The following is a 2679-nucleotide window of genomic DNA, read 5'->3' on the forward strand; positions in this document are numbered from 1 at the left end:
GGCAGGCCGGCCCGGGTCATTCGCCGCGCTGGCGGATTGGATTGAGGTGGTTGGAGAACAGCGCGGCGTTGAGCAGCAGGCGCTCGGTGCCGTGCCAGTACTTGCGGTGGGCGGGGTCGTCGGCGAACACCACCACGTTGCCCTTCTCCACCGGCACCACCTGCACGAAGGCGCTGCCGGACACGCGCTTGAGGTTCTCCTCGGAGAGGTAGCCGTTGACCCGCGGCTGGTCGTCGATGCGCACCACGGTGAGATACGGGTTGCTGCTGGCCTCGAACACCAGGCCGGTTTCCTTGTTGACCAACAGGCGGCGGTCCTGCAGGCCGAAGGCCAGCGGGTGGCTGAGGTCGACGTCGGCGCTGAGGATGTTGCCGCTCACCCGACGCAGGGCGAACACCTCGCGCTGGCTGCCGAAGTCCAGGCGCTCGGCGCGCGGCGGCGGCGCCTCGCGCAGCTTGGCCCCGGCCAGGCCCTTGTCGATCGCCCAGCGGGCGCCGCTGTTGTAGGCCACCAGCGAGCCGCCGGCGGCGATCCAGCGCTTGAGCGCGGCCACCACGCCGTCCGGCAAGCCGGCGTAGTTGCCGCTGGCCAGGACGATGGTCGTGTAGCGTTCAAGCGGCAGCTCACCCAGCTGCGCCGGCTTGATCTTGCTGGTCGGGTAACCCAGCGCGGTGTCGAAGGCGTGCCAGGCGGCACCGATCTCCGGCGCGGACACGCCCTGCCCCATCACCAGGGCGATCCCGGGCTTGCGGACCGGCTTGACGCTGTCGCTGCCCAGGTCGATGCCCACCTCGCTCTTGCCACTGGCCAAGGCCTGCACGCGCACGCCCAGGGAACGGGCCAGCTCGTCGATGCGCGCGTGCAAGGCCGCGGGCGCCAGCGGCTGGCCAGCCACCGGCACCAGGACCACGCCGCGGCGCGGCTCGGCCCCGCCCTGCGCCGACGGCAGCGCCAGCGGCGCGAACGCCGCGCGCAGGCGGATGTCCTGTGCCAGCAACGCGCCCAACAGGCGGTAGGCGCCGTAGTCGCGCAGGTCCAGGGCATAGGCGTAACTGGCCACGCCGTCCACGCCGCCGCTGGCCGCCGGCACGTCCTGCACGCGCGCGCCGGCCGGCAACGCCGAGCGGCTGGCCGCGTAGCTCAGGCCGTAGGCCGGCGCCACCGCGTACGAGGTGCCGCTGTAGAACACGTCGCCCTTCACCGGCGGAGTGAACTCGAAGATCGCATGGGCAAGACGGAACGCCGGCTGCCGCGCCGGCACCACCCACGCGCTGCCGGGCTCGAAGCGCTTGCCGTCCACCTCGACCGCGCGCGACAGCTCGCGCACCTCGATGCGGTGCTTCAGCAGCAGCGACAGCAGGCGGCGGCTGAGGGTCGGGTCGTTGCGGTCGCCGAATACCCAGTCGCGCACCGGGTAGCGCCCGGCCTGCTCCAGCGCGCTGCGGAAGAAGTCCTTCTGCAGGCGGAACAGGAACGCCTTCTGCTCCACCGCGCCGCGCACCGTGGCCAGGCCCACGTTGAGGTGGTTGCGGATGGTGAAGCGGAATTCCAGCGGGCCATTGACCGTCTCCTGCACGCGCCCGCGCGAGCTGGCCTGTTCCACGGTGGCGCCGACGCCGCCGTGGAAGTCCGGATAGGTCGAGCCGTAGATCGGCGAGAAGTTGTCGTAGTTCTCGCCGCTGTAGTAGAGCGATCCGATCGCGTCCAGCGCCTGGGCGTGATAGCGCGCCAGCACCTTGTTGGCCTCGTACGAGCTCTTGGGCAGCAGCGGGCTCTCCATGCTCTTCGGCGAGGGCTCGAAGTAGTAGGTGCTGTCCTTGCCCATCTCGTGGAAGTCGATCTGGACGTTCGGGTACCAGCGATGGAAGTGCTCGACCTTCGGCACGCTGTCGGCCTGGGCCAGTGCCAGCCAGTCGCGGTTGAGGTCGGTCAGGTAATGGTTGAAGCGGCCGCCTGGGAACGGCTCCACGTGCTCGCGGTCGGCCGGGTCGGGAGAAGGCGGGTTCGAGCCCCAGGCGTTGTGCCAGTTGGCGGCACGGTCGCGGCCGTCGGGGTTCTGCGCCGGGTCCATCAATACCACCGCCTCGCGCAGCCAGTGGCGCGTGGCCTCGCTGCGGTCGGCGGCCAGGAACCAGGCGGTCAGCAGCGCGGCCTCGGCGCTGGATGTCTCCGCGCCATGCACGCTGTAGGCCAGCCACACCACCACCGGCGCCCCGCTGGCTACGCTCTCCGGCGCCGCCGGGTCGACCAGGGTGTTGTGGGCCTGGCGCAGCGACTCCAGGTTGGCGTGGTTGTCCGGATCGGTGATGGTGGCCAGCAGCAGTGGCCGGCCCTCGTAGGTGCGGCCGATGCGCTCCACCTTCACCCGCGGCGACACCCGCGCCAGTTCCTCGAAGTAGGCCACCAGCTCGTCGTGGCGGGTATAGCGGCTGCCGACCGGATAGCCCAGGAACTGCTCGGGCGTGGGCACCGCAGGATCCGGATCCAGCGGCGTGGCCGGGAAGAAATACGCGCTCTGCGCGTGGGCCGGGAACAGCAGGGACAACGACAGAAGCAGGACGGCGCTCAGGCCACGGGCAAGCAGGGACATCGACACTCCGGCGGAACGGGAATGGGCTGGCATCGGTAGGAGCGGCAGTAGCGGCGGCCGCGCGGCCGCCGGCCGCGGGGCAGAAGCGG

The 2679-nt window shown here is 71.0% G+C and carries 1 protein-coding gene; it reads right to left on the reverse strand.

Annotated features, from left to right (window positions below; genetic code table 11):
* Window positions 1–16 precede the first annotated feature (16 nt).
* The gene (locus B351_RS0104485) at window positions 17–2590 is read right to left on the reverse strand and encodes a M14 family metallopeptidase (RefSeq protein WP_019397853.1); all 2574 of its coding nucleotides are present in this window, start codon (window positions 2588–2590) and stop codon (window positions 17–19) included.
* Window positions 2591–2679: the final 89 nt, after the last annotated feature.

It is taken from the genome of Pseudoxanthomonas sp. GW2 (genome assembly GCF_000283075.1).
Taxonomy (GTDB): Bacteria; Pseudomonadota; Gammaproteobacteria; order Xanthomonadales; family Xanthomonadaceae; genus Pseudoxanthomonas.